This is a genomic window from Bacillus sp. B15-48, assembly GCF_016879755.1.
In the GTDB taxonomy this organism is placed as follows: Bacteria; Bacillota; Bacilli; order Bacillales; family Cytobacillaceae; genus Mesobacillus_B.
This window is the reverse complement of sequence record NZ_WOFU01000004.1, coordinates 392,120-414,038: the sequence shown is the minus strand read 5'-3', so window position 1 is coordinate 414,038 and position 21,919 is coordinate 392,120. Positions and strand designations below refer to the sequence as shown.

Sequence of the window (21,919 nt, the reverse complement as noted above, 5' to 3'; positions counted from 1 at the left end):
AAACATGGAACAAAATCAACAAGTTCAACAAGCAGCGCAACAAGCGCAACAAGCTCTTCAGCAAGCAGAACAATCTCTGCAACAAGCAACACAACAAGCAAATCCGCAAGCGATTCAGCAAGTTCAGCAACAGCTGCAGCAGGCTACTCAGCAACTGCAGCAAGCTCAAAATAGTGCTCAACCAGCTCAACAGCAACAATATCAGCAAGTCCAACAGCAACTGCAGCAAGTCACTCAGCAGCTCCAGCAAGTTCAGCAACAACAAATACAACAGCAATAATCGCAGGAAGCAAGAGGTAACTCTTTTGCTTCTTTTTTAACAGATTAGATAGTATAAAATTTTGGGTCTACCACAGTCATTCGTACTGTGGTAGTTTGTTTTATCGCAAATAAACCGGCAGAAATATCACCACTTCAAGACTTCAGGTTTATGGTAAACTAAATTGTATAAAACATTATGAATCTTATAAAAGGGAGGGGAATACGGATGCTTAAAAAGGCAGAAGATCGCCTTGGAAGAGTAATAGAATATCAGTATCCACCGAAAAAAATTGTTTCAATCTGTCCAGGAATTACTGAAACTTTATTTGCTCTGCAATTAGAAAACGAAATGAAAGGGATAACGAGGTATTGTATTCTTCCAGAAGACAAAGTAAAGGCAGTAACAAAAGTGGGTGGAACAAAACAGATTAAGGAAGAAGTCATTCACGAAATCAAGCCTGATTTGATTATCGCTGAAAAGGAAGAAAACACAAAGGAGATTGTGGAAAGTCTTGAAAAGGATTTTCCTGTGTATGTAGCTGATGTGCAATCGATTTCAGATGCATATGAAATGATGTTAGAACTGGGCGAGTTGACCGATCGGAAAGAGCAAGCAGACAATTTGGTTGCACAAATAAAAGGACAATTTGCCAAAATACCGCAAGTGCAAGCAAAACGAGCAGCCTATGTAATCTGGAAGAAACCATATATGGTGGTAGGAAAAGATACATATATTCAGTCCGTTTTAGAAAGAATGGGCCTCATTAATCCATTTACAAACCTCAACGGCAGATATCCAGTTATCACCGAAGAGGATTTTCAAAAAGCCGATTTAGACTATGTGTTTCTTGCTTCGGAACCGTATCCGTTTAAACAACAACATCAAGCTGAATTTACGGCGATGATGCCAAATGTCAAAGCCGTTAATATTGAAGGTGAAATGTTTTGGTACGGTTCGCACATGCTTTCAGCCGCCAACTATTTTAAAAACTTGGTAGAATCATTGGAAGGATAGAACTGTTTGATTATGTAACACTTAATGACGATTAGAAACCGCTGCAGACTGCTGCAGCGGTTTCTATATATTTCTACAATATCAGTTATTTTCTTGCCTTACCTCATTAAACACTATTATGTTCGCTAGTTTGGGACACCGGTTTTTCGTATGATTGGTTTTTTCCATGGACGAAATAATACAAGATAAGGCTAAAAAAGACGGTGATTCCGAGTATCAAGTACATACTACGAAAACCGAAGGCGGAAACAAAAAAACCTAGAAAAGTTGGACCGATGCCAATTGCGATTTCAATGCCAAAAAAGTAAGTGGTGGTTGCAACCCCAACTCGATGATTTGGCGTGTTTTTCGTCACAATTGCTTGCCCGGCGGATAGTAAATTTCCATAACCGAAACCAATGAGCGCAGCACCTATAAGGAGCACAACCCCATGCGTAGCCTGACTTAGGACAATCAGCCCTACAGATAGGGAAAGAATGGCGGGATAGAAGACAATATTATCCCCTTTTGTATCAAGTAATTTGCCTGTAGTCGGTCTAGATAAAAAGACGGCAATCGAATAGATAATAAAAAAGAAACTAGCAGCGGACATTAACTGAATTTCTTTCGAATATGAGGCAAGAAAGGATAGAATCCCTGAGTACGCAAACGCATTAATAAACATGATTAAGGAGATTGGAATTGCGGTCTTATCGAAAAAATCTTTAACATGGAATCCTTTTAATTCATTGAGTTGTTCTTTAGTGATATGAGTTTCTTTTATATTTATTAGAAAGACAAGGATTATATTCAAACCTGATACGATTGTAACGAGAATAAAAATCGTAATGATGTTTGCGTATTGCATGATCACTACCCCAAGAAACGGTCCAAAGGCTGATGCTAGGATGAAACCGAGTGAAAAATAACTAATCCCTTCTCCTTTTCGCGCTTTGGGAATAATATCTAGGACAGCTGTTTGTAGTACAGTCAGAACTAATCCGATAACGAGCCCGTGTAAAAAGCGGACCATAATAAGAAAATTTAAACTTTCTGCAGGAAAGTAAAGCAAAGAGATTATGAAGGAGAAAATAACTCCAGTAATAAGGAGTTTTTTACGCCCGATAATATCAAGATATTTTCCGGTAAACAAACGGGAAATAATCACGCCAATAACGAAAATCCCTGCAGCAAGCCCAGCACTGCTATTCGTTGCATCGAATTTGGATAAGACGTATTCCGCTACCGTCGTCATAGTTAACAGAAAGATAAGTCCGACAAAGAAGGCGCTCACCGAAAACAATAAGAAATCTTTCGTCCACAGTCTTTCTTTCGTTCTATTCATTGTTAGACTCTACCCCATTCATCGAATTTGAAAAAAATTTCAAACCCTGCTTAAGGAAATGGATTGAAATTATAATCAGAACATTCAGTCGATTTGCGTAACTAATGTGTATTATAACAGATTCTTTTTTTATTTCAAATGAATGAGCTTTGAAAGGGAAGGGACAAGTATTTAGTTGTTGAGATATTTTCTGAAAATTGTTACTATTAATGCTAAAAACAGACTTTCTTTGATGCAAAAGAAATAGTTAAATGTACTGGTCGTTCAACTAACTATTTAGTTGTTCTTCATTTTTGAAAGATCACGAAAATCAGCTTATGATCAGACGACTTATAAAAGAGACCGATGTGGTCATGAAGGCTTTAGACCGGGAGTCACCGCAAGACTAGGGATTGACTATCAGATGATTATCCAGGAAAAATAGGAAGGTGAAGGTCGTGGTGGAAAAAGCAACTGAATATATTCTTCCTTTAGAAGGTGGAATTAACTTTCGTGATATGGGCGGATTAGAAACGAGTGAGGGGGGAAGGATTAAACAAAAAATTCTGTTTCGCTCAGGAGAATTATCAAGGCTAACAAGAGAGGATAAAAGCTTCCTAGACTCTTTAGCGATAAAAAGTATTTTTGATTATCGTAGACAGGCGGAAGCTAAACTCAAACCGGACCCTGTGATTGGTCAGGCAGTATACGAACGGTATTCTGCTTCAGTGGCGGAAAATATCACCAATTATAATCCTGAAAAAACAAAAGATTATTATCTGCAATTTACAAACGAAAGGTTCCTCAATTCTTATGGGGCAATGGCGATAAAAAATCCAGCTTATAAACGATTGATGGAAAAGTTGAAAATCCCAGAAGTACATTTGCCGCTGATTCATCATTGTTCATTAGGACGTGATCGAACCGGTGTGGGAGCAATGATTATCCAAATGACACTTGGAGTTCCTTTTGACAAGATTTTAGATGATTATCTTTTATCAAACCAATTATTAGAACCTTTTTATCATAAGATTTTTATGAAAGTCGCTCCACATGTGAGCGAGGATGAATTGAATCAATTTAAACATGGGTTCCTTTTGAAGCCAGATTATGTAACTGCGGCAATGAATTCAATCTTGCATCATTATGGTGATATCGAGAATTATCTTTTACAGGAGTATGGGATTACAACAGAAATTAGAAAAAGAATCAAAGACTTTTGTTTAGGTTAATAGATTAGGAATCGGTTGAATTTCTGCTAAAAAGCCCGGAAGGAATGTTCATTTCTTACGGGCTTTCCATTTTTCCACCATGCCAAGTCATGGTTAAATTTAACGAGAAAGAGGAAATTAATATGGTTTTAGTGATTAGGCGAGAACCCTCGTCAAACAGTTCACCTCTTAAAGAAGGTGATTAAATCGGTATGCCAATGGGCGTATATTGGAGAAAGAGCGGAAAAAGTGAAAGTTGGAGATCCAGCCCAAATGGTCGATATTGGTCCGCACCGTATGGCGGACATATAGCGAGCGGTTTCGGTAGCGAAAATGGGATCGAGGCTATTAAAGGTTTTTATTGCTCGAATTTTTTGTTAAAGCTTTTCCTTTACATAACAAGCCAAATTCGCAAGGGTGGTTTTTCATTATAAAAAGATATGAATCAAAACGATGGCAAAAAAGACAAATGCCATCACGTAATGAAACTTCCGCCTTTTTCCTGTTGCTTTCCTTCTCCTTAAAAGTCCACTAAATAATAAAATCGCTAATAACACGAATCCAAGGTAGCCACTGGTTAATTTCATGTTATAGAGATTTCCCCAATAAGCATTGATCATGATTCCAGCATGAAAAAGAATAAGTCCTGTTGCAGTCATTGCAATCGGAATATGATACTTCATCATTCTTTTCGAGATTTTCGCCAACTTCACTTTAACTTGTCTAATTTTACTTTTACGGATCATCAAAAACACAAAATACATATTTAAGTTGATTAAAAATAGGATAAAAGCCATTTGTGCGAGAAGTTTACCAAGTAGTACATTATTTGATTCATAGCCTTGAATTTGACTCCAAACGAGAATAATTAAAACGGTCAAGACATTAACAGTTAGCCATTTCCAAATCATCGTTACCTCCAGAAGGTTTCCAGCGTTGTCATCATTTTAACATATGGAGCAGTCGCTTTCCGCTCGACCATAATCATTGAACTAGATAATAAATTGTGGGGAAACCTTACATGGTTTTAGAGGAGGTAAAAAGTATTGATAATGGGGAATAACTCCAGATTGTTTAAGAAGAATTGATGGGGGCTTCTGGCGTTCACTAGGGGTGAACAAATAAAGAGACACCGGAACTATCCCGGTGTCTGTCTTTCTTATAGATGATCTCGCTCAATTTCGGCTTTCCATGTTTTATGGAAGACTTTTCCGGCGCTTTCATAAGCAGTTAATGTATTAACGAGGTAAAATTTTGTTTCGTCACTCCACATTTCGCTGTTTGTTTCGAGGTGAATTTGCCAATCACCACGACCTAAGGTTGGTAAGGGGGGATATATTGAGAAAACAGATCGACGGTAACAGAATTTATTAGTACAAGTAAATTTAACCGTTTTCACCTGAACCTGCTTATTTTCGCTTTCATCATCATTGCATTATTAACAGACTATGCTCCTGAAAAAAAATAGAAATATGATGGTCACATTATGTTTGTGTAGTTTTGCCGTCTATGTAGATGGATATGTTTGTCCAATTTACCTATGTTATCCTATAGATAATGTATAGTCTAATCCAAGGAGAGAGCATCATGTTCTCTGATGTAAATAAAGATATTCACGATTGTCCATGGGAAAATTTCGGAATCCTATCAAGCAATTAAAACAGAAGGAGATGTTTCCAAGTTAGTCTCGAAATTATTAGAGCAGAGGGATGACTTAAAGTTTGAACTTTCAAAAATGAAGAAAAAAAGAAAGGGAATTTTGGAGTCTGCTCATTGATTGGTCGACTTGGATTGCTCCTATTTTTGATATTAAGTTTTTTAGTCACTTGTGGTATAACAAGTTAAAATTCGTGTAAAGGGAGGAAAATGAAATCGAGATCTTATTGCTAGTTACTTGCCTATTTTGGCTGTTCGTCGCGGTGGATACTGCGGTGGGATTGAAGAAGATTAAATCTCTTGATCAACCATTCAACTCTCATAACAACGAATTAATCAGTGTCATTGTCGCAGCTAAAAATGAAGAGGAACAAATAAAAGCCAGCCTTTTGAGCCAGTTCGCGCAAACGTACAAAAATATCGAATGGATTGTGGTCAACGATCGTTCGACTGACCAAACAGGTGAAATCATTACTGAGCTTTTGCTGGTAGAGCCTCGTCTCCAAGTCATCCATATTGATGAGTTACCTTCCGGCTGGTTAGGGAAAAATCACGCATTATACAAGGGGTTTCAAGAAGCAAAAGGGGAGTGGCTACTATTCACGGATGGCGATATTTTATACGATAAACATGCATTTAAAAAAGCGATTTCTTACGCTAACCAAAATGAAGTAGACCATCTATCGGTTATGCCAAATATCACTGGGAACGGTTTCTGGTTGCAAGCATTTATTTCATTCTTTTTATTTGGCTTTAATTATTTTAAGCGTCCTTGGGTAACGAACTCAGCTAACTCGAAACAAAGCGTTTCGATTGGAGCCTTTAATTTAGTGAAAAGGGAAGCTTATGTTTCCATTGGCACCCATAAAAGTTTGGCAATGCGCCCAGATGATGACCTTCAGCTAGCGTTAAGAATTAAAAAAGCTGGATTCAGACAACATCTGGCAGAGGCATTAAACTTTGTGGAAGTTATATGGTACAACAACCTTTCAGAAGCCATCCGCGGCCTCGAGAAAAACACGTTTGCCGGGTTGCATTATCGGCTTTCAATGGTCCTATTTGCCATTGGAGGCATTTTCATCTCCCAAATTCTTCCGTTTTGGTTGTTGCTGTTTGGAACCGCAGCGATTCGCTTATACAGTCTTGTCGCAATTGTGCTCATATTCATCACTTATTATTTAGTGTTGAAAAAAGAAACAAAATTCCCTTTACTGACTTTTGCTGCTTTCCCAATCACTGCAAGTCTATTTCTTTATACAATTATTAGAGCAACCATTTTAACCTATATCCAAGGCGGAATTTATTGGCGAGGAACGTTTTACTCCTTAAATGATTTGAAAAAAGGAAACAAGAATGATTGAGATCCCTTACACCATACCCCACAGTCGTTTCGTGAGATGTAGTTTTCTCTCTTAAACTAGTAAGACATTTACTGGAAGCTACTTTACAATTTTAGAAAATATATGTAACATTTGAGTGAATGTTCTTTTACTGTATTTTCTGAATTTATCCGAACGGAGGAACTAAGGGTGGAAGAGCAAATTTTACAGTTAATTCGCAAGAAAATGCATTCGATTGCTGCTCTTTTGTCGGTTGCCTTATTGTTTTATTTTTTGCTTCCTTTATCGTTGATTTTCATTCCTGAAGTGATGAATCGTCCAAGCTTTCTTTATGGGATTCCTTGGGCATGGGTATATGCATTTTTACAATTGCCGATGACATGGTTCTTTTGTTGGCTTTATCACATAACAGCGAAAAGAATCGAACGAGAGATGGGAGAAATCACTGGGGAGGAAGGATTGTGAATCCCACTTATTTTTTATTTTTCATCTATATTATTGTCTGTACATTGATTATTACTTATTGGGCAGCAAAGCGCAGCAAAACGACCAATTGGTTTTATATTGCTTCAGGGACGTTGACTGGTTTTCAGAATGGAATGGCGATTGCTGGGGATTTCATAAGTGCCGCTTCGTTTCTTGGAATCGTCGGGATGATTGCCCTTCGGGGATTCGATGGTTTCTTATATTCAATTGGTTTTTTAGTCTCATATCTCGTTGTGCTATTTTTAATCGCTGAACCTGTTCATCGCTTAGGGAAATATTCCCTTGGAGATGTCATTTGTTCGCGATTTCCTAGTAAAAAAATGCGCTTAATTATGGCAATTTGTACATTTATGATTTCTATTCTGTACATGATGCCACAGCTTGTTGCATCAGGATTTTTATTGCGCTTACTTTTAAATATTGATTATTCGATTTCCGTCATTGTGATTGGCGGATTAATGACGATTTATGTCGTTTTGGGCGGGATGATTGCGACTTCATGGGTACAGATTGTGAAAACCATCTTGCTTATGTCAGGCACCTTTCTATTGTCACTGATTACTTTTGCCCATTTTAATTGGAATCTGGCTACGTTCATGGACCGAGTGAAAACAGGGACACCAATTGGAGAACAGTTTTTCCTACCTGGAAATCTATTTGATCATTCGCTAGAATTCCTGTCTTTACAACTTGCATTAGTGCTTGGGACAGCAGGATTGCCTCATATATTAATTCGCCTATTAACGGTTCGAAATACATTGGAGGTCCGTCGGTCGCTAATTAGCTCAACATGGATTATTGGGCTTTTTTATTTTATGACACTTATCCTTGGACTTGGGGCGGTCGCAATTTTAGGATATGATTCGCTAATGGCAGCTGACCCTACTGGAAATTTAGCTGCACCATTGCTCGCGAAAGCGGTTGGAGGCGACTTTTTGTTGGCATTTGTGTCTGCGATTGCGTTTACAACGATTGTTGCGGTTGTCGCCGGCCTTGTGATTTCCTCAACCACTGCTTTTTCCCATGATATTTTCCATCATATTTTGCGAAGAGGAAAATCAACAGAGAAGGAGCAATTAAAAGCAGCGCGTTGGTCGGCATTTGCCATTGGCTTGGTTTCTACATTATTTTCGTTACGGTTGGAGACGATTAACGTCACCTTTCTTGTTTCGATGACGTTTATTGTCGCCGCCTCAAGTATGTTTCCTGTATTATTGTTGACGATTTATTGGAAGCGATTTACCGAGGTTGGAGCAATTGCAGGCATGTTTAGCGGTCTTGCTGCTTCTTTATTTTTCGTCGTCTTTGGCCCTTACATCATGAATCCAACGGATGGTTGGATTGCAAAAGAAGCTCCATTTTCTTTATATAATCCGGGAATTGTCACGATTCCGATTGGCTTCTTAGGTGCTTATCTTGGAACCATTTTTTCACGTAATCAGGCGCAGTCACTAACAGAGTTTAAGCAGTTTTATATCCAAGCACAAACCGGCATCGTTTCAAGGGGAGAAGAGAAATGGAAAGCTTAACCATCACTTTGTTCGAACGTTTAGGCCTGCTTCTAATTATCGCCTTTGTGATGACACGAACACCTGGTTTCAATTCATTATTGTATCGGAAATATAGTGTGAAGATGTCGATCGTTCATGCAGGGGTATTTGGCTTATTTGGGATTGCAAGTAGTGTTATCGGAATTGTGATGACCGAGGATGGAATGAATCGTCATGCTTTAATCCTTTTTCCAGTCGAGGATAATCAGTTGATTGTCAGTTTGAGCCTTGTGGCAATTGTAATTGCTGGTTTATTAGGTGGACCGATTCTTGGTTTTGGAGCTGGGGTCATTACAGGCATTCATTTATTCTTTCTTGGCGGTGTCGGCGCAATCGCCAATGCGCTCATCAATCCAATGACAGGTTTACTAGCGGGCTTAACAGCAAGGTTTTTCTCGAATGAACGAGTGATTTCTCCGTTGAAAGCATTATTTATTGGTGTATTTCCGCCGATTTTACATATGCAATTATTGCTTATCATGAATACAGATACAGTCGATATGATTGCGACTGTCGATACGATCGGTTTGCCACTCGTGTTATCAAATAGTGCGGCAATTGCAATTTTCACGGCGATGATTGGGATTGTGTTACGTGAACAAGAAAATGAAGCCGCCTTAGCGTCGAAACAGGCATTAACAATTGCGAAGGAGGCACTGCCATTTTTAAAAAAAGATTCGCATTTTGACGTGGCCAATGGGTTAGCGGATTTATTATATAGCCGCCTGAGGCTTGCTGCTATTTCAGTCACGGATCAGCAACAAGTGTTAGCTCATCGAGGGTTAGCAGAGGAACATCACGTTTGCTACGCTCCGATGACGATTCCACCTGCACAAAGAGCCATTCAATTTAAAAAAATGCAGGTGACCGATTCGAAAACAGAGTTGATCTCTACTCATCGAAAATGTCCGTTTGAGGCAGCCATTTTTATTCCAATTATAAAAGACGAGCAGGTCCTTTTTTTGATTACGTTTTATTTCCGAAAACGGGAACATGTTTCACCTGTTGAAAGGATGATGGCTCAAGGTTTAGGTCAATTTATTTCCGATCAGCTGAACATGCTTGAGGCGGAAAAGCTTAAGGCCCATATACGGGATGCAGAGTTGCGGAATTTACAAGCGCAAATCAACCCGCATTTTTTATTTAATACGCTCCAGTTAATTGCTGGTTTGTTCCGCGAAAATCCAGCAAATGCGCGTCATCTTACCTTGCAATTGGCTAGTTATATGCGATTTAATTTACGGTTAGTATCGAAATCATTGGTTGAATTTGAAAAAGAGTGTGAACATGTGGAAGCCTATACGGCGATTATTCAAGAACGGTTTAGAGGAAGAATCAAAATCATTTTAAGAAAACCGGAGGATATTTCGAATATTTACATTCCGCCGTCAACGATCCAACCGTTAATTGAAAACTCGGTTCATCATGGGTTAAAGAATGTAACAGGGGATGCAAAGGTTGAAATTTTCATCGAAAAACAAGAGGGGAAACTGACTGTTTTCGTTCGCGATAATGGCAAAGGTTTTCCTAACGAGCTTTTACCAATTGCAGGAAAGCAACCGTTAGGAGGGGAGGAAAAGGGTGGTACGGGCATTTATAATGTGAATCAACGGTTAGTGCAGTTATTAGGAGAGTCAGCGAGACTTGTGATTCGCAATTTACCGAGCGGAGGCAGTGAAGTGAAGTTTTCGATTCCCACTCCAAACGAATATAAAGAAAAGCAGGTGATTGGATGAATGAAATTCGTGTGATGATTGCTGAAGATGAACGGATGGCCAGACAAGAATTATTTCATTTATTAAATGATGAGAAGGGAATCATTCACACCCCACATGCGGAAACAGGGGAACAAGTGATTGAGTTATATTCCGAACACCGCCCGGATGTGATTTTTCTTGATATCGAAATGCCAGGAATGACAGGGATAGAGGCAGCACGACTGATTATGAAGCAGGCTTCAGATTCTCTGCCTTTATTGGTGTTCACCACTGCCTATGATGATTATGCCATTGATGCCTTTGATGTCGAAGCGGTTGATTACTTGTTAAAACCGTATGATGAAAAGCGATTTCAAAGGACGATGACCCGGATTCGTAAAAGTTTCACGAGTCGAAACCGTGCGAATGAAACAGTGGAAAAAAAGGAGAAAACAACTGTATCAAAATTATTAATTGATGATGGAGAGAGAATGGTTGTCGTTTCTCCTGATTCCATTTATTATGCTGTGCCGAATAAGCGTTTATTAGAGATTCATACTGAAGATAAAGTGATTTTAAGTCGAATGACCTTACAGGAATTAGAGGATCAGCTCGTTGGTCATTCTTTTTTTCGGGCACATCGCAGCTATCTCGTTAACCTCAATCATGTATTAGAAATCAGTCCATGGTTTAATGGAACAAGTAATTTGACGTTAAAAGATAAAGACCGAACAAAAATCCCTGTTAGTCGTTCTGCAAGCAAAACGATTCTCGATGTTTTTAAAAGCTAGGAGCAAATTCAGTTTATGGTCCACCGCCATTCGCGCCCCTTTCCTAACCATTCGCCCACCAATTTCAACCATTGGTGCGAAAATTAATTACAGAAAATTCTAAATATATATAATAGTCATTAAGTTACAAAAAAAGGGGATGGTTTAGTTTGGCTGTAGAGGAACGTATTAATCGCGAAAAGTCGACCGGTTTAGACTATGTAAAGGTGCAAAGCAGTCCGGAGTTCAAAGAATTTTTGGGTAGGAAGCGGACATTTTTAGTCCCAATGACGGTATTTTTTATGATTTTTTATTTTTTATTGCCAATCATGACTTCTTACACAACGATTTTAAACACCCCAGCCATTGGTGACATTTCTTGGGTATGGGTTTTTGCCTTCGCACAGTTTGTGATGGTTTGGGCGTTAAGTGCCATTTACGTAAAAAAAGCCGCTACCTTTGATCTAGAAGCGGAGCAAATTTTAAATAAACATGAGCAGTTAAGGGGGTAATGGCGAATGGATTTGACGGTAATTATACTATTTTTCTCGATTGTACTTCTCACCTTAGTCATCACTTATATGGCTGCAAAGCAAACAAAATCGACCGGTGATTTTTATACAGCAGGTGGGGGACTAACTGGTTGGCAAAATGGACTAGCTATCGCCGGAGACTATTTATCAGCGGCCTCCTTCCTTGGAATTGCTGGAATGATTGCTTTACAAGGGTTTGATGGTTTTTTCTATAGTATCGGATTTTTAATTGCCTATTTAGTTGTGTTGTTGTTAGTGGCAGAGCCATTGCGTAACCTTGGGAAATATACGTTAGCAGATATGATCAATTCCCGCTTTGATGCGAAAAAAGTAAGAGGGGTTGCCGCTCTTAGTACGATTACGATTGTTCTTTTCTACATGATTGCCCAATTAGTTGGTGCAGGTGCTCTTATTCAGCTTTTATTCGATATTCCATATTGGATTGCGGTATTAATTGTTGGTGTGATGATGACGATTTACGTGTTATTTGGTGGAATGATTGCCACGAGTTGGGTACAAATAACAAAAGCTGTCTTGCTGATGGCCGGAATGGTGATTATTTCCTTCCTCGTCCTTTTAAAATTCAACTTTAATATCGGAGCGATGTTCACAGAAGTGAAAAGTGCGACAAGTCATGGGGCTGATTATTTAAGTCCAGGTATAAAATATACCGATTCTTTGGGAACGCTTTCACTCATGCTGGCGTTGGTCCTTGGAACAGCGGGTCTGCCGCATATCCTGATGCGCTTTTTCACGGTAAAAGATGCAAAGACTGCTAGAAGCTCAGTTATTACCGCAACGTGGACGATTGGGATTTTTTACATTTTAACTTTATTCCTAGGTTTCGGAGCAGCGATTTTTGTTGGGGAAAGTCAGATTCTTGCAGCAAATCCTGGTGGAAATATGGCTGCACCACTACTTGCCGAGGCGATTGGCGGCAATATTTTATTCGCGCTCATTTCCGCAGTGGCATTTGCGACGATTTTAGCCGTTGTTGCTGGACTCGTGTTATCTGGAGCCTCGGCATTTGCCCATGATGTTTACGGACAAATTATTAAAAAAGGCAAGATTACAGAGCGAGAACAAATGCTAGCAGCACGATATGCAGCATTAGGGGTATCGATTGTTTCTATTTTATTATCATTGGGTGCTCAATACTTAAACGTAGCTTTCTTAGTATCGTTAGCCTTTTGTATCGCCGCAAGTGCGAATTTGCCAGTTATTTTATATACCGTCTATTGGAAGCGCTTTAATACTTCAGGTGCCGTATGCGGGATTTTATCTGGCTTGCTATCTGCTTTAATTCTCGTATCGATTAGTCCGAGCGTATTCTCACCGGTTGAAGGGGCGGCTCTGTTTGTCGGGAACCCAATCTTCCCATTAGATAATCCAGCACTCATTAGTGTGCCGTTAGGCTTTATCGGTGGCTACCTTGGTACTGTGTTATCGAAAGAAAAAGATTTAACACGCTATGCAGAAGTTTCCGTAAGAGCACATACAGGCTATAAAAAGGCGGAATAATTGGGATTTAAGGGGAATTCATTTTTATCACAGACTAACCATCAGTGGCGATGAAGAAAACCCCCACTGATGGAAGTTTCACTTTATTATGTAAGCGTTGTAATGATAAAACGTAAAAAATCATAGAATCTATGAAACATGTATTTATTGGGGGATGAGATGAATTGGTCATGAATAATCAGGAAATAGGGATTGAAGAAAAAATTTTAACGTATCCACAACAACCTCATGGCGGAAAATTAGTGAATCGCGTGCTTGCTGGAGAAGAACAGGCGCAAGCAATTGAACGTGCGAAAACTCTTCCAATGATTATGGTCGATTTAGAGGCGGTCATTACACTTGAAATGATTGCCACAGGTGTATTATCGCCAAATGAAGGATTTATGAATGAAGTCGATTATAAATCGGTTTTAACGAAAGGACGGTTGGCAAACGGGGTTGTTTGGCCCGTTCCACTAAGTTTCGCGCCGATTGGCGACCGGAATAAGCAAGTGATTCAATCGCTATCGGTCGGAGATGAGGTTGCATTAGTCGATGAATCAAGAGAACCAGTGGCGATTATAAAATTGGAAGATATTTTTGACTATGACCGCCAGTTCCGTGCGAAGCATCTATTTGGAACGACGGACCGCAACCATCCTGGAGTCGACTCGATTTATCGCCGAATGGGGGATACCGCTTTAGGTGGACCAATTCAGTTGCTGCGTCGTGTCCATTGGGGACCTTTTGAAGAATTACGGATGGAACCGAAAGATACGTGGGAACTCTTTTATGAAGAGAAAAAACTGAAATCGGTTGGCGGGTTTATTACTGGGGCAAATCCGCTACATCGCGGCCATGAATATATTCACCGCAATGCATTAGAAGAACTGGATGGATTATTTGTCCAACCGTTAGTTGAAATGGCAAAACGTGAATATACGAGACATGAGTTCCGGATGTTATCTTACCGTGCTGTGCTTGATACGTATTATCCGAAGGAAAGAACCGTGCTTGCGCCGCTTAGGGTAACCTATGTTTTTGCTGGTCCACGTGAAGCTGTTCTTCATGCGCTGATAATGAAAAATTATGGGTGTACTCATGCGCTAATTGGTCGGGATCATGCAGGCATTGGCGATTATTATGATAAATATGCAAGCCATACAATTTTTGATCAGTTTACGAAAGAGGAACTAGGCATTGATATTCGGCTATTCCACGAGGTGTTCTATTGTACCCGCTGTGATAGTCCAGCGACCGAACAAACTTGTCCGCACGAGGACCGCTATCGGATAAATATTTCTGGAACAGGGATCCGCGAGTTATTGCGGTATGGCGTTTTGCCTCCGAAAGAAATAGTACGCCCTGAATCGGCGCGGATTGCGATGCAAGGGGTACAGCCGAAAGGGATTGATGAGAAAGGGCTGGCGATTGCCCCTGTTGGTAAAACAATCAAGTCGATTTTTCCATATTATTTACATTCGAAAGGAATTGGCGGCGCCAAACGTGCACGCCCATTAGAAGTAGAGGAACTAACGATTGAGGATTTAGAAGCCGCAATCACCGATGTCCGTCAAAATGCCGACCGTGTCTATAAGGAAATCTTTGAAGAATTCAGCTATGTAACCGATAGCCTTCGTTCCGTTCAGCCACAGTGGATTGCCGAAGCCCGCGAATCGATTACTCGCCAGCAAGAAATGGTGATTGATAATTTGAAAGAAAAAGTCGATAAAGCGAGTGAAAAAGCATCGGATGAATTTATGTATCAAGATAAATCAGAAGCCGAGCGCGAACTAGAAGTCGCACAACGAATAATGGACGATATCCCAGCTCCTTTACGCAAAGAAGACTTAGCCTACCGGACCTGGAATCCTTTACCATATAAACGGTATCGGGGGAGTGACGAGGAATAGTGGAACGCGGGGACGGTTCTGCCGTTCCACCATTTTTTTCCACCGCAAATGATTTTAACTAGCTCTCAGTTCCAGTTCCTGTATACAGCCCAGCAATCAACATCTTCTTGCACATAGGAGGATAAGGTGTCAGTTCCCCAGCGGAGGAAGTATTCCCGCATTGGGGGATTGACACCTTTTTAAGTGGGCAAGGTTAATCCAACTATTATAGGCAAAAAAATCTCTAAAATTTCACTGCTCGAAGTGCTTTTTGTTAAGGGAAATTAAATCACACTATTTGTTCACATGGTATATGTAGGTAGTTAGAATAATGTTATAATCTAGTCAAAATAAGGTTATTAAGGTAGGATATTTTTTTGTCAAACCTTCTATAACAATATGTTAAGATTATAACGTATTACATAGGGTCAGTCCCTCAGTAGAGTAAAAGTACATATCACTTTAAGGAGACTCAAAGTAGTGTATAAGGAAAAAAATGATCAAATAAACAAAATAATTATTACTCCGAATTACCCGTCATTTATAGTCGAAAACTTCAGAACGTATTTAACCTATCTTTCAAAAAATAAAATAAAATTAACAAAAGCAAAAGGATATTTTACAAAAAAAGATTTGATTTCCATCTATTCTCAAATAAAAGGCGAAAAAGTAGAGGTACCACAACATGCAACACAAACAGGTTATCCGATTATCCATTTGTTTTACCATCTTTCCATTGTTCTTGATTTCATAAAGATTAACCGATATCAATCTTCAGTCGTTGCGGTAATTCAAAGTCAGCAAATTGAATTATTTATGCAGTTGACAGCAACTGAGCAATACCTCACATTACTAGAGGCTTTTTGGATGGAAACGGATTGGGACGAACTTCAAGGTGAGAAGTGGGGAAAAGCGCCTAATAATATTGACTTGCTATTTGAGGAATTAGAGAGCATTCCAGCCAATCAAGTAATAGAGTGGACACGGTATAAAGAGATTAGTAGGTATGTTTCAGACTATGGGCAGTTTTTCTATTATTTTTGTTATTTCGGATTTTGGACATTTATGCTTGATAATGAAAAGTCAAATGATCCTGATAGACCAATAAGCACAATCACAAAATCCATTACGTTAACACCCTTCTTTAAAAAGATCCAGCATGCATTGTATGAAACCTGGGATTTATATAAGGATGGAGTTCAGGAGCAAACTTTTGACCTATTTGCAAACTTACTTAATCTTCCAAATGAGATTAAAAAAGAAATAAAAATGGAAAAGGCGGAGAACAATGTTTCACTTGTCACATTATTAAGTCCATTATTTTCAAAAGAGCAATTGACAACCACCTTAAAAAGGCAGAGGCCAGTCTTTAAAGAAGGAGCTTATCTATTTAAAGTGAAACTAAGTTCTTCCTGCTGGAGAATTCTTCAATTCTCTAGCTCACATACATTACTCGATTTACATAATTTAATTCAAAAGGCGTTTGATTTTGATGACGACCATTTATACGCTTTCTATATGGATGGAATAAAATTTAGTAAACATTTCTATAATGCTCCTATGGATACTCATGGACCATATGTGAATGAAGTTAAAATTGGCGATTTGGATTTATATGAAGGCCAGAGTTTTCTCTATTTATTTGATTTCGGTTATGAATGGGAATTTAATATAAACTTGCTAAAAATTAGCGGAGAGGAAGACGTTGGGGCACCTAAGATTAAAGAAAAACTTGGTGAAGCCCCTGATCAATATAGGTGGTAAAGTGGAACGCGGGGACGGTTCTGCCGTTTCCCTAATTTTTTCCATCATAAATGAGCGTAACTAACTTTCAGTTCCAGTACCGTATCACGCTCGGAATTATTTTCGTCTTGTACTTTAAAGAAAAAGGTGTCAGTTCCCCAGCGGAGGAAAGAATTCCCGCATTGGGGGAATGGCACTTTTTTAAGTAAGCTGTAAACTAGGTGAGATAGTTTTGCTTAAGTACCTTTTCTAACGCTTCCTTTCGAAACACCGGGACGGATCTAGTGTTTCTCTAATTATTAGCCAATGAACTGGCTGTTATTTGATTTACCAAGACCTTGAGAAATTGGATAATAATAGCAAAACATAGAGCGGTTGAAGGATATCTTTTAAATTTCGTGTCGTCCGCTGTTTTCAACAATTTCGTTGATTTGTTGGATAAACAACAAACCCTTCTAATTATTTTTCATTTCCGTTATCTTCTAAGATTATTTACAGTGAGGTCATGCTTGCCTACGACGGAGGTTTCCCATGAAAAATAACCACAAAATTAACTATTTGTTTCTTTAATAGTTTTAGTAGGTTTTCCACTTCTTTTTCTCTCCATATCTGTATTTACAGGGCAATGGGGTTATTTTATGTGGAGTATTCCACCTTCCTTTGCTGCTGGATTTACTGGTTTGAATGTAACACTTAACCAAATAAAAAAAGAGCGAAATAGTGCATCTAATCTGTAATAGTTGGCTTTAATGGTAATTAACCCCCTTTTTAAAATCAATCTGGCTTTCCCCAACTACCATCAGTGGGGGATGAAAAAAACCACTGATGGAATTTCACTTTATCAGCTAATTCGTTATATATTAAACATAAGGTTTTAGATAGATAGTTAATTATTAGGGGGCATAAAAGTGAGAAAAAAGATTAGATTCTTCTTCTTTTCATTATTGATTTTACTTTTCTTAAATGGTTGTAGTTCAGATAATGCAAATAATGACTTATTTCAATATAAAAATTCGTATGTGGGCGATAACAGTGCGGTAGTTAATATTGTGATTCATTTACAGGGTGCCGATTATTTTAATGGATTAGAACTTAAAACAAAAGAAGAACCATTTGGGATAGTTATAAAGTATGATTGGTTAGAATCAGAATTCAATTACCAAGAAACAGTTATAAACAATGCCTCTTATCTATTTGCATTGATACAGAATGTGGAATGGGTCACCTTTAATTTTGAAATGGTTGATAGTATGGAAGAGTATAAAATTACGAGACAAAATCTACAAGAATGGTACGGAATAAAATTAAGTGAAATCGACAACGAAAATGAACTCAAAGAACTTATACGAGAATCTTTAGAAGACGATATGAAAGTAAATGAACTTTTAAACTAATAGGGTGTTGATCGAAAAAAGAATAACCGGAAAAGAATGAAGAAGTTTTTTAAGACTTATCAATATTGGTTTCACTGTATAATCATTGTTCCAACAAGTACCCCTTTTCAAGGCGACTACATTGAACGTTGCTTTGTTTGAACATGAGCATTTTTCGAATTATAATTAAGAAAACCAAATAAGGAAGGTTTTATCATGACCCAACATAAGATTTATACAATGAGTTTTGCAAGAAAAATAAACGGAAAAACTCCGGCTAAACTGGGAAATAACGATATTTCCTTAAAAATAAGGGGGAGTTTTTCCGTTTATATTATGCAAATCTTTGGATTTTGTCTTATTTAGAGCAGTTAACCGGAAAATATCCGCTTATTTCCGCTTTTTAAGCTTCTCCTATCTACATTAGCAGGAAATTCCCCGCCTATTAATTCTCAAACCTACACAAACATCGAGTAAGACCTCCACTTCAAGATTCTATGTATACAAAAGAAGATAGGTGGGGGATCGACTGCCCGTTAAGGTCCGATAAGATCAACTACCATCAAACATATAGTAGGCACAAGGGGAGAGAAATCAATCCCTATTTTTTAGTGCCACACTTATATTCATTTCTGCTCAATAAAATCTGTAGATGTTGCTAGTTCTTTCCAGTTTGATACCTGGTTTTGCAACTCTGATATTTTAGTATCAACTACTTGGTTCGCATCGTTCCCTAAAAATTAAACACAGGCGGATTTTCCTGCTGACTTAAAGCAATGAAAACATCTGCTGCTCTTTTTGGGTCCCCGATCTGAATGCCGTCATTGCTGGCTGAAAACTTCGCTCGTTTTTCATTCAGTTCTATATACGCGGCGACTGGTTCATTAGCGATTCGTATCGATTCTTTATTCAGGAACTTGTGCGAACATTCCGGGCAGGACACAAGTGGCTTTAATTCCAAAAGGTTCTACTTCTAAAGCAAGTGATTCTGTTAATCCTTTTACTGCATGTTTAGCGGCAGTGTATGTACCGGAAAGAAACCCACCAGTAAAACCAGATATGGAAGAAACATTAAAAATATGTGGGACTCCCATTGGGGAGATTTAGCAAATCACTGATAACGAGTTTTGGATAAAATAAGGACCTATATTGTTACTCGTGACAGCAAGCTACTAGGCCGGAAGCGGGTTATCCTGTCTCCAATAATCAACACCGGAGTAACCGTCCGCTGTTGATTTGTGTTTATTAAGAAAAGAATTAAAGTATAATAAAAATGTTTGATAATTGGTACATATTGGAGGAGTTCGGATGCGCGAACATATCATTGATGTCATTCACCAAATTGAGAAGGATTATGATGTAAAAATTCTATACGCATGCGAGTCGGGAAGTCGAGCATGGGGATTTCCTTCTAAAGACAGTGATTATGACGTTCGCTTCATCTATATACATCATCCAAATTGGTATTTATCGATTGATCAAAAAAGAGATGTGATTGAGATACCAAATAGAAATTCGCTATCAATCCCGATTGATCGATTATTGGATGTAAGTGGTTGGGAGTTAACAAAAGCATTAAAACTTTTCAGAAAATCAAATCCACCACTGTTAGAATGGCTGCACTCAAACATTGTTTATTATCAAGCCTATTCAACAATCGATAAAATGAAAGTTCTAGAAAAGAAAATCTTTTCACCAGTATCCTGTCTTTATCATTATTTGAACATGGCAAAAGGAAATTTTCGTGATTATCTTCAAGGGAATGAAGTTCGTATCAAAAAATACTTTTACGTTCTTCGTCCCATTTTAGCAGGTAAATGGATTGAAAAATATCAATCAATCCCGCCAATCGAATTTCAAGAATTATTGGAAGAAATCATAGAGCCAGGAGAATTAAAAGCTTCGATTTTAACATTATTGAAACGGAAGATTGCAGGGGAAGAGTTAAATCTGGAACCAAAAATGGAGCATCTACATGAATACATTAATAAAGAGATTGAGAACTTAGAGGCTTATACAAAGAATTTAACAATTGACAATTCAGATCCGACCTATGAGCTTGATCAGTTGTTTAGAGAAACATTAACAGAAGTGTGGAATGAAAGCAGAGACTAGGGTTGGTTTGCTTGGTGTTGACTCTTTTTCAATTTCTAGAAAAATCGACCATTAAGAGGACGAAACAAATTTTCTATTTTTCATATGCTTGATTATTATAATGGGAATCAAAAAGTCATATAGGATAAAAGTCCCTAATTTACAGTAATTTACAGATGTACAATGAGTATATCCATGTTATAGTATGAATACGCGATACGGAACACGTCGTTATCGCTGATGAGATGATGATCACTTATGATTATTGTCGATTAAACAATGGGGAAGTACTCAAGTGGCTGAAGAGGCGCCCCTGCTAAGGGTGTAGGTCGGGCAACCGGCGCGAGGGTTCAAATCCCTCCTTCTCCGCTTCTATCTATGGGAATGTCTTGGTATCGACAGGGATTGTTCTGCGCTTATATTGCGAGTCGAGTCGACGAGCTCGTTAAAACGTCAAAGCCGATAACTGGCAAACAACAAACAAACTTCGCTTTCGCTGCCTAAAAACAGCTGATAGCGGTTCCTCCCTCCATCGTCCATGTGGTAGGGCAAGGGATTCAAACTTAGTGGACAACCTTTTGGAAAGTCCACTATGGTCACAAACAACCTGCGATGTACGTTAACCTTACATGTTTTAAACCGTAAAATTTTTACGGGATTCTTAATTTCTTGACTGATGTCATGCCTGCTGCGGTTGGAAGACAGAGGTTTCAAGATGCGGAAACCCACCTGCGAGATGCGGGTTTATAAAACATCTAGGTGAACGGCATAGGCGGGATTATAATTCTTAAACATAAGTATTATTTTAAAAATACATACCGTAGTAGGCGGGGAGTTAGCGGTGCCCTGTTACTCGCAATCCGCTCTAGCGAGGCTGAATTCCTTTTAGCGGTATGTTGGATGTGAGGTTTGACTTATATAAATGGTGTTGACTTTTGAAGTCCTCGCAATGGAAATCTACGAAATTGGTCAGGCCGGGAACGGAGCAGCCATAAGGAGAAGCTTTCATGTGTCGAAGGATTGCTTCAAATGAGCTTATTTGTATAAGTACCACTTATTTCCACATATCAATAAAAGGTCTACGGTTTATAATTACGGCCATCGCTCAGTTAGAAAAGCTCCTCTTATGCACGTAGAAGGTCAGCGATTCAAACGGCTCGGCTCCATCAACATATAATTGCAGTTGTACCGGAGTAGGTCTTAAATTTCGGTTTACTATACATAGAAATAGAACAACACGATCTTTTTATGAGGATCGTGTTTTTGTGCAAGAATCGGTTTAGAACTTTCAATATTCTTTTATTCCCTGTCTTTGCCCCGAATTTGCCTCTTTATTTCCTCAATATTGGTTGTACTAAATTTTGCGGTCCCTTGACCTCCAGTAGTTCGGGCTAAATATTCCTTTGCCTCATTGTAGGACATCCCTGAATTCGCATTCTGTTGTTTAACTAGCTCAATATCAGTTCCGACGTCAGTATATTTTCTCATTCTCTCA

General features: G+C 38.7%; 17 protein-coding genes, 1 tRNA gene, 2 other RNA genes and 1 pseudogene. 17 read left to right on the top strand and 4 right to left on the bottom strand.

Annotated features, from left to right (window positions below; translation table 11 throughout):
* The first annotated feature begins 4 nt into the window (after window positions 1-4).
* On the top strand, window positions 5-280 hold the full coding sequence (locus tag GNT69_RS15320; RefSeq protein WP_203555840.1) for a hypothetical protein: 276 nt from the start codon (window positions 5-7) through the stop codon (window positions 278-280).
* 207 nt (window positions 281-487) lie between these two features.
* Window positions 488-1,276 carry an ABC transporter substrate-binding protein gene (locus GNT69_RS15315; RefSeq protein ID WP_203555839.1) on the top strand — a complete coding sequence of 263 codons (789 nt, stop codon included), beginning with the start codon at window positions 488-490 and terminating at the stop codon, window positions 1,274-1,276.
* Between the two features lie 106 nt (window positions 1,277-1,382).
* On the opposite strand, the gene GNT69_RS15310 is transcribed toward GNT69_RS15315, so the two are convergent.
* Window positions 1,383-2,600 (bottom strand): MFS transporter, encoded by a 1,218-nt coding sequence (locus GNT69_RS15310; RefSeq protein WP_203555838.1) that lies wholly within the window; start codon window positions 2,598-2,600, stop codon window positions 1,383-1,385.
* 440 nt (window positions 2,601-3,040) lie between these two features.
* On the opposite strand from GNT69_RS15310, the gene GNT69_RS15305 reads away from it, so the two are divergent.
* The gene (locus tag GNT69_RS15305; RefSeq protein ID WP_203555837.1) at window positions 3,041-3,811 is read left to right on the top strand and encodes a tyrosine-protein phosphatase; all 771 of its coding nucleotides are present in this window, start codon (window positions 3,041-3,043) and stop codon (window positions 3,809-3,811) included.
* 407 nt (window positions 3,812-4,218) lie between these two features.
* Here the strand turns inward: GNT69_RS15305 and GNT69_RS15300 are convergent, their stop codons facing one another.
* Complete coding sequence (locus GNT69_RS15300; RefSeq protein ID WP_203555836.1) at window positions 4,219-4,701, bottom strand: hypothetical protein; 483 nt, start codon at window positions 4,699-4,701, stop codon at window positions 4,219-4,221.
* A gap of 1,020 nt (window positions 4,702-5,721) precedes the next feature.
* On the opposite strand from GNT69_RS15300, the gene GNT69_RS15295 reads away from it, so the two are divergent.
* From GNT69_RS15295 to GNT69_RS15250, 10 genes are all read left to right on the top strand, one after another.
* Window positions 5,722-6,807, top strand: coding sequence for a glycosyltransferase family 2 protein (locus GNT69_RS15295; protein ID WP_343206507.1), 1,086 nt, complete (start codon window positions 5,722-5,724; stop codon window positions 6,805-6,807).
* Between the two features lie 168 nt (window positions 6,808-6,975).
* Window positions 6,976-7,251 carry a DUF485 domain-containing protein gene (locus tag GNT69_RS15290; RefSeq protein ID WP_203555835.1) on the top strand — a complete coding sequence of 92 codons (276 nt, stop codon included), beginning with the start codon at window positions 6,976-6,978 and terminating at the stop codon, window positions 7,249-7,251.
* A complete protein-coding gene (locus GNT69_RS15285) occupies window positions 7,248-8,801 on the top strand; it encodes a sodium:solute symporter family transporter (RefSeq protein WP_203555834.1) in 1,554 nt (517 codons plus the stop codon). Before GNT69_RS15290 ends, GNT69_RS15285 begins: the two co-directional genes overlap by 4 nt.
* Window positions 8,789-10,558, top strand: a complete 1,770-nt coding sequence (locus GNT69_RS15280) for a LytS/YhcK type 5TM receptor domain-containing protein (RefSeq protein ID WP_203555833.1) — start codon at window positions 8,789-8,791, stop codon at window positions 10,556-10,558. Before GNT69_RS15285 ends, GNT69_RS15280 begins: the two co-directional genes overlap by 13 nt.
* Window positions 10,555-11,310 carry a LytR/AlgR family response regulator transcription factor gene (locus tag GNT69_RS15275; RefSeq protein WP_203555832.1) on the top strand — a complete coding sequence of 252 codons (756 nt, stop codon included), beginning with the start codon at window positions 10,555-10,557 and terminating at the stop codon, window positions 11,308-11,310. Before GNT69_RS15280 ends, GNT69_RS15275 begins: the two co-directional genes overlap by 4 nt.
* Window positions 11,311-11,459: 149 nt before the next feature.
* Window positions 11,460-11,801 (top strand): DUF485 domain-containing protein, encoded by a 342-nt coding sequence (locus GNT69_RS15270; protein ID WP_239094243.1) that lies wholly within the window; start codon window positions 11,460-11,462, stop codon window positions 11,799-11,801.
* 6 nt (window positions 11,802-11,807) lie between these two features.
* The gene (locus tag GNT69_RS15265) at window positions 11,808-13,343 is read left to right on the top strand and encodes a solute symporter family protein (protein WP_203555831.1); all 1,536 of its coding nucleotides are present in this window, start codon (window positions 11,808-11,810) and stop codon (window positions 13,341-13,343) included.
* A gap of 170 nt (window positions 13,344-13,513) precedes the next feature.
* A complete protein-coding gene (locus GNT69_RS15260) occupies window positions 13,514-15,235 on the top strand; it encodes a sulfate adenylyltransferase (RefSeq protein ID WP_203556013.1) in 1,722 nt (573 codons plus the stop codon).
* 459 nt (window positions 15,236-15,694) lie between these two features.
* Window positions 15,695-16,978, top strand: coding sequence for an IS1096 element passenger TnpR family protein (locus tag GNT69_RS26040; protein WP_203555830.1), 1,284 nt, complete (start codon window positions 15,695-15,697; stop codon window positions 16,976-16,978).
* Window positions 16,979-17,865: 887 nt separating this feature from the next.
* The gene (locus GNT69_RS15250) at window positions 17,866-18,351 is read left to right on the top strand and encodes a DUF4825 domain-containing protein (protein ID WP_203555829.1); all 486 of its coding nucleotides are present in this window, start codon (window positions 17,866-17,868) and stop codon (window positions 18,349-18,351) included.
* Window positions 18,352-19,235: 884 nt separating this feature from the next.
* Here GNT69_RS15250 and GNT69_RS26235 read toward each other — a convergent pair.
* Entirely contained in the window at window positions 19,236-19,424 is a 189-nt protein-coding gene (locus GNT69_RS26235; RefSeq protein WP_203555828.1) for an SDR family NAD(P)-dependent oxidoreductase, read from the bottom strand.
* A 214-nt stretch (window positions 19,425-19,638) separates the two neighbouring features.
* Between GNT69_RS26235 and GNT69_RS15240 the strand changes: the two genes are divergently transcribed.
* From GNT69_RS15240 to ffs, 4 genes are all read left to right on the top strand, one after another.
* Window positions 19,639-20,445, top strand: coding sequence for a nucleotidyltransferase domain-containing protein (locus tag GNT69_RS15240; protein ID WP_203555827.1), 807 nt, complete (start codon window positions 19,639-19,641; stop codon window positions 20,443-20,445).
* A gap of 260 nt (window positions 20,446-20,705) precedes the next feature.
* Window positions 20,706-20,793 (top strand) — tRNA-Ser (locus tag GNT69_RS15235).
* Between the two features lie 19 nt (window positions 20,794-20,812).
* Window positions 20,813-21,098, top strand: a transfer-messenger RNA (tmRNA) gene (gene ssrA, locus GNT69_RS26230).
* A 144-nt stretch (window positions 21,099-21,242) separates the two neighbouring features.
* Window positions 21,243-21,509, top strand: an RNA gene (ffs, locus tag GNT69_RS15225) — signal recognition particle sRNA large type.
* 301 nt (window positions 21,510-21,810) lie between these two features.
* Here ffs and GNT69_RS26225 read toward each other — a convergent pair.
* A pseudogene (locus tag GNT69_RS26225) lies at window positions 21,811-21,912 on the bottom strand (gamma-type small acid-soluble spore protein); the annotation flags it as partial.
* Between the last annotated feature and the right edge of the window lie 7 nt (window positions 21,913-21,919).